Raw genomic sequence first — 9,092 nt, 5'->3', positions numbered from 1 at the left:
TTGCTTGTCTAGAGTCTAACCCACAATGTGGGGACAGTGCTTGGTGGGTAGTTTGACTGGGGTGGTCGCCTCCAAAAGAGTAACGGAGGCTTCTAAAGGTACCCTCAGCACGCTTGGTAACCGTGCGTAGAGTGCAATGGCATAAGGGTGCTTGACTGAGAGACCTACAAGTCGATCAGGTTGGAAACAAGAGCATAGTGATCCGGTGGTTCCGCATGGAAGGGCCATCGCTCAAAGGATAAAAGGTACTCCGGGGATAACAGGCTGATCTCCCCCAAGAGCTCATATCGACGGGGGGGTTTGGCACCTCGATGTCGGCTCGTCACATCCTGGGGCTGGAGAAGGTCCCAAGGGTTGGGCTGTTCGCCCATTAAAGTGGCACGCGAGCTGGGTTCAGAACGTCGTGAGACAGTTCGGTCTCTATCTACAGTGGGCGTTAGAAATTTGAGTGGATCTGACTCTAGTACGAGAGGACCGAGTTGGACTAACCTCTGGTGTATCTGTTGTTCCGCCAGGAGCATTGCAGAGTAGCTACGTTGGGAAGGGATAAGCGCTGAAAGCATATAAGCGCGAAACCCACCACAAGATGAGATTTCTTTAAAGGGTCGTGGGAGATGACCACGTTGATAGGCTATAGGTGTAAAGGCAGTAATGTCATAGCCAAGTAGTACTAATAACCCATAGACTTATTGTACGCCTGTTTTTTATAGAGTATAAATATTATTTTCATGAATCATTTTTTCAATATGTTATTATATACGGTAAAGTAGGTAAAACTACATACACCGAAAGATTTAAGGTGATTATAGCGATGGGGCTCACCTCTTACCATTCCGAACAGAGAAGTTAAGCCCATTTGCGCCGATGGTACTGCATTGTGGGAGAGTAGGTCGTCGCCTTTTTTGAAAACCCTTCATAGAAATATGAAGGGTTTTTTTGTTTTTTATATTTAGTAAAGAATAAATAATTATCTTGATTTTTTACTATCAAATAGGCTGTTTAATATTGTATTTAAACCTTTGAATGCAAAAAATATAGCTAGAGCGCATGTTACTATAGCTATGATTAGTAGAGGAATATAAAAGGAACGTTCTCTATTACTTAATATTACATGCAATAATGTTGGTCCAGTAAACATAAGTGCTAATGAAATCACCATTTGTTTTAATCCTTTAACTAGTATTTCTTTATCTGTAGATTTAGTTTTCATTGTTATGATGTTTTATTGCATTACGGACATTTTTATGGTGTTGTAATAAACTTTCTGCTTTATCTCTGGAAACGTTTAATTCTGACATTATCATATTTATACCTCTATCTACTAGTTTATGGTTGCTAAGTTGCATATCAACCATTTTATTTCCTTTTATTTTACCTAATTGGATCATTGTGGTTGTTGAAATCATATTTAAAACTAATTTCTGAGCAGTACCAGCTTTCATTCTAGAGCTACCAGTAACAAATTCTGGACCTACTATAACTTCTATAGGATATTTAGATACTTGACTTAGTGGACTGTTTTTGTTGCATGTAATACATCCAGTAATTATGTTATTTTGATTGCATTTTTTTAATGCTTCTATAACATATGGTGTTGTGCCAGATGCTGCAATACCAATAACAACATCTTTATTTGAAATGTTTTGGTTTTTTAAATCTTCCCAACCTTGAGTTGTAGAATCTTCAGCAAATTCTACAGCTTTTCTGATAGCAGTGTCACCACCTGCTATTAAACCCATTACTAAATCGAAAGAGACACCGAATGTTGGTGGACATTCTGATGCATCTAAAATTCCTAGTCTACCACTTGTACCAGCACCTATATAGAAAAGTCTTCCACCATCTTTAAGTTTTAACACTATTTGATCTGTCAATTTTTTTATTTGTGGGATTGCTTTATCTACTGCATCTGGAACTGTTTTATCTTCTTTATTTATATTTTGAAGCAATTCCAAAACTGACATATTTTCTAGATGATTGTAATTTGAATCAGATTCTGTAGTTTTTATGAAATCCATAGTCTCTTTGTTAGTTCTGTTTTGCGTTAGCGATTGAACGGTTTGTCTGAGCTCCTCGCAGAGAGCGAGTAGTGAAAGCGCGACCCTCGTGGTAACGCCATAATTATTTTATTCTACAATATAAGTAAATTGATAAGCTTGTGAAACCCTAAAATACCCAAGTGGGAAATTGTCTGGGTTTGTAATATTTACGCAATTACCTCTTACGGTTGCTGGTTGCGTCTCGAAAGGTCCACCTCCATCTTCTGCTGTTTGTTGTAAAAGTAGAAACATGAATTGATAGAACTGTTTTGAAACTCCATAATTATTTATAATTACTTGGTCGCCTGCTTCTAAATCTTCTTCGGTGTAAAAAGCGAATATTTGATTTCCGTCCGTAAACTCGTCATCATAGACTTCTAATACTAGATATTCTGGAATATCGCTTATGAATTCATAAAAATAATAATTTTCAATATTCTCGGGATCTGTATAATAAGCTTTAAGCTCTATATCTTCACCAGAAAATCCACCCTCATTATTTTGCTCTATGTAGTCTATTGGTGTAACTGATTTTAGTATTTCTGTACCAATATAAGTTTCTCCGTTGTAGTTTATGCTTAGTGTGTATTCTTGGTCTACTACAGGAATAAAGTTAGTTGTTTTATATATGCCTGAGTTTCCATCTTCTGAAAAATTAAAAGTGTTTCCGTTTGTATCTTCTACTGTTACAATAGCGTTGTTTGCTGGTGGAACTTCTGAATCAAAAAATGGTGCTGATAAGGTTAATTTTATTTCTTGATTACTACCATCTGTTCCATCAAACCAATTTAACGAGGCTTCAATGACTAGTTTTGGATCTGAAGTTGGTACTTTTAAATCGATGACATCTTCACAATTGAATACTATTAATATCAACAATAAGTACAATGATTTATTTATTATGTTATGTCTTATGTTTTTCATCTTATTAAAATTTAAAATTATAAGAAACCGATGGTATAACACCAAATATGGCTAATCTTGTAGCTTCATTTACTCCAGTATTTCTGTTTTCTCCAAAACTAATTGAAGCTGCATTACGACGATTATATATATTATATACACTAAATACCCAATAGCTTTGCCAACCGTTAGTTTTTTCTGGTTTTGGTGTGTAATTAGCAGAAAAATCTAAACGATGATAGCTAGGGAGTCTATCTGCATTACGATTACTATAACTTGGTATACTTACACCATTATATACGTATTGCCCATTAGGATAGGTTGTAGGTTGTCCTGTTTGGAATAAAAAATTGGTATTAAATTTCCATTTTTTATTTAAATCATAACTTCCGGTAATTGATATATCATGAGTTTTATCAAATGCTGTATTATACCAATTACTATTGTTTATGCCTAATTCGGAAGAAGTTCGTCCTGGAGTTTTTTGTTCGGATTTAGATAGGGTGTATGCCAACCATCCTTTTAAGCGTCCTTCATTTTTTCTTAATAATATTTCTAAACCATAAGCTCTGGCTTCTCCATTTAAGATGACTTGCTCTATTGCATTATTTGCAATTAAATCTGCACCATCTATATAATCTATTCTATTTTTAATTTTTTTGTAGAAACTTTCAACTTCTAATGAATATTTATCGTCATTTATAGTTCTAAAATAACCTATAGCAACTTGATCCAAAAGTTGTGGTTTAACATATTTTCCACTAGGCGTCCAAATATCTAAGGGTGTTGGAGACGAAGTATTTGATAATAAATGCAAGTATTGTGTCATACGATTATAACTTGCTTTTACTGAAGCATTTTCATTTAACTGATAAGCTAAAGATAATCTAGGCTCTAGATTTACAAAACTCTCAATGATATCGCTTCTATCAAATGTTTCTACGTCAATAGGTGTTGCTTTTTCATAGATTTGAAAATCGTCATTAAATACTACAGGTTGGTTATTTTCATAAATATTTAATTCGTCTTGACCTAAACGTAAAAAGGAGCTAAGTCTTAATCCATAACTAAGAGATAATTTATCATTAATATCATGCTCAGCATCTATATAAATAGCATTTTCAAATGCGTATTTATCTATTAATTTAAATGAATTTATTCCAGAAGTTGGAGTAGAGGGTTCAATTTCTCCTGGATTAAATTTGTAATAGATACTATTTAGCCCATATTGAAGTTTGAATCCATCCGAAACATAATGTTTAAAATCGTATTTAAAATTGAAATTTTGAATGCCTGAATTCCAGTCAAATTCCACAAAGTTTAGTTTTAAACCATAGTAATAGTCAGAATAGATTAATGACATGTTTGAAAACAATTTGTCTGAAAATAAATGATTCCATCTAAAATTAATAACAGAATTACCATAAGTATTGTCAAAACTATCTGCAATTCTAAATACGTCACGACCAAAATAGCCAGATAAATAAATGCTATTATCGTTGTTTAAATCATAACTAAGCTTAGTATTTAAATCATAAAAATAGGCTACGTTATCTATATCAAAAAGTGGCAAAAATAGATGCGCATAACTACTACGTCCACCTAATAAAAAAGATCCTTTATCTTTTTTTAATGGTCCTTCTGCTAACAATCTACTAGAAACAATACCTATACCACCATTTAATTGAAACTTTTTACTGTTACCTTCTTTTTGATATATATCTAATACAGAAGAGACACGTCCGCCATAACGCGCAGGAATACCGCCTTTATAAAGTTTTAAATCTTTGATAGCATCCGGATTGAATACCGAAAAGAATCCAAATAAATGTGACGAATTAAATACTGTTGCTTCATCTAACAAGATTAAATTTTGATCGGCAGCTCCACCACGTACATTAAATCCTGAAGCACCTTCTCCAGCATTTGTCACTCCAGGAAGTAAAGTAATGGCTTTAATCACATCTGCTTCACCTAAAACTACAGGAATCTGTTTAATGGTTGAAGATTTTAAAGCATTAACACTCATTTGAGGTTTTTTAATGTTGAGTTTTTCAACATTTTCTGTGATGATAACTTCATCTAGATTTTCAAAAGATTCTTCAAGACTAAAGTTTTTTGTGATATTACTATCTAGTGTAATTGTTTCTGTGATTTCTGAAAATCCTAAGTAGGAAACAATCACTTTATAAGTCCCTTTTGGTAATGTTATTGAGTAAAAACCATACTCGTTTGTTACTGCTCCAGTTGTTAATTCTGGAATGATAACGTTTACACTAATTAAAGATTCATTACTACTAGCTTCTGTTATTTTACCACTTAATGTGAATTTTTCTTGTGCATTTACCGAAGTATATAAAAATAAGGTTAAGAGTAAAAAGCTAGAGAAGAGTTTCATATTTTATTTTTGAAAAGTAAAAGTAAAAAAAAAGCTCCCTATAAGGGAGCTTTTAACATATTCTTACAATGTATTAAATACTTTTTAATAAGTCGTTAAACAACTGTATTGGACGCATTGCTTTTACTGTTAATGCTTCATTAGGCGCATAGTATCCTTGAATATCTACAGCTTTACCTTGTATATCATTTAAAGCATTTATAATGGTGTCTTCTTCTGCTTTAAAAGCTAGAGCAACAGGTCCAAATTGTGCTTTTAAGTCTGCATCTTTATCTTGGTTTGCTAAGGCTTCTGCCCAATACATTGCTAAATAAAAATGACTACCTCTGTTGTCAATCTCTCCTACTTTTCTAGATGGTCCTTTTTTGTTTTCTAATAATTTTTCTGTCGCGTCATCTAATGCATCACCTAAAATTTTGGCTTTAGGGTTATTATTTACTTCGCTGTAATGTTCTAAAGATACAGCCAATGCTAAAAACTCTCCTAAACTATCCCAACGTAAGTGGTTTTCTTCAACAAACTGTTGTACGTGTTTTGGAGCAGATCCACCAGCACCAGTTTCAAATAAACCTCCACCATTCATTAATGGTACTATAGATAACATTTTTGCAGATGTCCCAAGTTCTAATATTGGAAATAAATCTGTTAAATAATCACGTAACACGTTTCCAGAAACAGAAATTGTGTCTTGTCCTGCTTTTACTCGTTTTAAAGTAAATTCTGTTGCTTTTATTGGAGATAAAATATGAAGTTCTAAACCTTCAGTATTATGATCTTTTAAATAGGTATTTACTTTTTTAATTAATTCAGCATCATGAGCTCTGTTTTCGTCTAACCAGAACACAGCAGGAGTTTGTGAAGCTCTAGCACGTGTAACAGCTAATTTTACCCAGTCTTGGATAGGAGCATCTTTAACTTGGCACATTCTCCAAATATCACCAGTTTCTACTGTATGCTCAATTAACACGTTTCCGTTTGTATCAATCACTTGTACTTTTCCGTCTGCAGCAATTTCAAAAGTTTTATCGTGAGAACCGTATTCTTCAGCTTTTTGAGCCATCAGTCCAACGTTTGGAACTGTTCCCATGGTTGTTGGATCAAAAGCACCATGCTCTTTACAAAAATCGATAGTTGCTGTATAGATTCCTGCATAGCTACTATCTGGTATTACCGCTTTTGTGTCCTGAGATTTACCCTCTGCATTCCACATTTGTCCAGAATTTCTAATCATTGCTGGCATTGATGCATCTATAATTACATCACTTGGTACATGTAAGTTTGTAATCCCTTTATCACTATCTACCATTGCTAAAGCAGGTTTTGCTTTGAAAGCAGCATCAATGTCTGCTAAAATAGTGTTGTGTTCTGTTTCTGATAACTCGTTTAAATTACTTAATAAGTTACCAAATCCATTATTTACATCTACACCAATTTTTTCGAAAGTAGCGCTATGTTTAGCAAAAACATCTTTAAAAAACACACGAACAGCGTGACCAAATATAATTGGGTCTGATACTTTCATCATGGTTGCCTTCATATGTAACGAAAACAATACACCTTTATCCTTTGCGTCCTTAACTTGTTCTTCTAAAAAGTTTAATAATGCTTTTTTACTCATTACAGAAGCATCAATAATTTCACCTTTTAAAAGCGCTAAATTATCTTTTAAAATGGTTGTGTTACCATTGTTATCTGTATGTTGAATTTTTACAGTGTTAGCTTCAGTTAAGGTTACAGACTTTTCGTTATGTGCAAAATCTCCAGCAGACATTGTTGCTACATGAGATTTAGAGTCTTTAGACCATTTACCCATTGAGTGTGGGTTTTTCTTGGCGTAATTTTTAACTGCTTTAGGAGCACGTCTATCAGAGTTACCTTCACGTAAGACAGGGTTTACTGCACTACCTTTTATTTTGTCGTAACGCTGTTTAGCGTCTTTTTCTTTGTCGTTTGTTACTTCTTCAGGATAGTTTGGTATAGCGTATCCTTGGTATTGAAGTTCTTTTATAGCTGCTTTTAACTGAGGTATAGAAGCACTAATATTTGGTAATTTTATAATGTTTGCTTCTGGTGTTTTTGCCAATTCTCCTAAAAAAGCTAAGTCGTCTGATACGCGTTGCTCTTCTGTTAAATAATCGGGAAAAACTGCTAATATACGTGCAGCTAAAGATATGTCTCTTGTTTCTAATCCAATTCCAGAGGACGCTGTAAACGCTTGAACAATTGGTAAAAATGAGCGTGTTGCTAATGCAGGAGCTTCGTCTGTAATGGTATATATAATTTTTGGTGAATTTGACATAAAAGTAAATTGTATGTTAGTTTATTTTAAAGCTTGGCGAAGATACAAAAAATAGGAGGTTTTTTAAAGCGAAAACGATGACTTAACTCGTCTATTTATTGGTTAATAATTTGAACTTTAATTTTTTGCGGAATTATTAAAAAATACTAGAGGTTTTAAAGAATATGGATATTATAGCACTCTAACAACCCTTTAATTTGTGTTTTCGAGAATTTAGCGCCTTTAATTTTGTTTTGTTCTGGATGAATCGAGTAGTGGAATGATGTAGTAAAATCTACTTTTTCTAAAGTGGTATTGTTAAATATAGCTGCTTTTAAGTCGCAATTATCAAATGTACTCTCTGTTAGATTAGCTTGTGTAAAATCGGTACTTTCAAAAATTGAGTTTTTAAATAGTGTTTTTATTAATTTCACTTTATAAAAATGAGCAAAACTCAATACACACTTATTAAAGTTAATAGACAGTAATAATTGGTTACAATCATTAAACAATACACCCAATAGCTTACAGTTTTTAAAAGTAACCTCTTTAAAAGTTGTGTTTTTAGTTTTACAATTGCTAAAGTCGCAATCTAAAAACTGACAATCTAAAAAAGATATCGAGGACAAGTAGGCATTGTTAAAGTTACAATTTATAAAAGTACAATTGTCGTATTCTGCTTTTGGTAAATCTAATTTGCTAAAGTCTTTGTTATTGTAGGTTTGGTCTGTTATAAAGGGTAGGCTCATTGTATAGGTTTATAGTAAAGATTAATGATGTACTAAAAACATAATTGATTAATACATTGTCTGGATTTCAATATGCTTTAAGATTTTTATGCTAAAGATAATAAAAGTGGGTTTTGGGATATTAGTTCAACTAGTATATTAAAATACGTTATTGATTTTTTTATAAATGAGAATTTCACTAAAAAACAAAAGCCATAACATAATAGACTTAACTATTTATTGTCATGGCTTTCTTGAATTAACACTGTGCTGTCTTATTTAATTTTCATTAAATCGATCCAAAACTAATGTTTTACATCTTTTCAGAGCAAGCTCACGTTAAATCAATAGTACATTTGGGTGTGACTTTCAAAATGTATTGACCTGCCACTAAATGTACATAGTAATTGTTTTTCTTGATGTTTAAATCTTTCAATTCTCGTTTTCACGATAACTACTGTCATCAAACATTGCTTCTTTTAAATAAATTTGCTTTCGCGCCTTTATTTGACTTAAAACTTTCAATTTTACTAGTTAGATCCTGCAAGCATGACCCACTTTTTAAAATCTCATGATTTTTAAATAAACACGACTACACATGTCATTTTCAAAACCTCAAAAAACAATACAATTAAAATAAATACAACTTTTACATTGCAACCAATATTGCTATTGTTATTAATTGTTCTACTAAAGTATATTTTATTTACAAGTTTGCAAAAAAAATAAGCTATTAGATATCAACT

6 protein-coding genes and 2 rRNA genes (1 of these 8 running past the window's edge) are annotated in these 9,092 nt (G+C 32.7%); 2 read left to right on the top strand and 6 right to left on the bottom strand.

The window, feature by feature from the left end; genetic code table 11:
- Window positions 1–694: ribosomal RNA gene (locus LY08_RS12990) — 23S ribosomal RNA — on the top strand (it extends 2,127 nt beyond the left edge of the window).
- 101 nt (window positions 695–795) lie between these two features.
- Window positions 796–902, top strand: a 5S ribosomal RNA gene (gene rrf, locus LY08_RS12985).
- 65 nt (window positions 903–967) lie between these two features.
- Here the strand turns inward: rrf and LY08_RS12980 are convergent.
- The 6 genes from LY08_RS12980 to LY08_RS12955 all read right to left on the bottom strand — a co-directional run bounded on the left by LY08_RS12980 (window position 968) and on the right by LY08_RS12955 (window position 8,367).
- Window positions 968–1,210, bottom strand: a complete 243-nt coding sequence (locus tag LY08_RS12980; RefSeq protein WP_111660881.1) for a DUF6095 family protein — start codon at window positions 1,208–1,210, stop codon at window positions 968–970.
- A complete protein-coding gene (gene murQ / locus LY08_RS12975) occupies window positions 1,200–2,018 on the bottom strand; it encodes an N-acetylmuramic acid 6-phosphate etherase (RefSeq protein ID WP_111660880.1) in 819 nt (272 codons plus the stop codon). Before murQ ends, LY08_RS12980 begins: the two co-directional genes overlap by 11 nt.
- Window positions 2,019–2,126: 108 nt before the next feature.
- The gene (locus LY08_RS12970; RefSeq protein WP_170120615.1) at window positions 2,127–2,963 is read right to left on the bottom strand and encodes a DUF4249 domain-containing protein; all 837 of its coding nucleotides are present in this window, start codon (window positions 2,961–2,963) and stop codon (window positions 2,127–2,129) included.
- Window positions 2,964–2,967: 4 nt separating this feature from the next.
- The gene (locus LY08_RS12965) at window positions 2,968–5,340 is read right to left on the bottom strand and encodes a TonB-dependent receptor (protein WP_111660879.1); all 2,373 of its coding nucleotides are present in this window, start codon (window positions 5,338–5,340) and stop codon (window positions 2,968–2,970) included.
- A gap of 73 nt (window positions 5,341–5,413) precedes the next feature.
- The gene (locus LY08_RS12960) at window positions 5,414–7,639 is read right to left on the bottom strand and encodes an NADP-dependent isocitrate dehydrogenase (RefSeq protein ID WP_111660878.1); all 2,226 of its coding nucleotides are present in this window, start codon (window positions 7,637–7,639) and stop codon (window positions 5,414–5,416) included.
- A 155-nt stretch (window positions 7,640–7,794) separates the two neighbouring features.
- Complete coding sequence (locus tag LY08_RS12955; RefSeq protein ID WP_111660877.1) at window positions 7,795–8,367, bottom strand: pentapeptide repeat-containing protein; 573 nt, start codon at window positions 8,365–8,367, stop codon at window positions 7,795–7,797.
- Between the last annotated feature and the right edge of the window lie 725 nt (window positions 8,368–9,092).

Source organism: Olleya aquimaris, assembly GCF_003259525.1.
Classification (GTDB): domain Bacteria; phylum Bacteroidota; class Bacteroidia; order Flavobacteriales; family Flavobacteriaceae; genus Olleya; species Olleya aquimaris.
The sequence above is the reverse complement of the archived record's forward strand: the minus strand, read 5'-3'. Positions and strand labels throughout refer to the sequence as shown.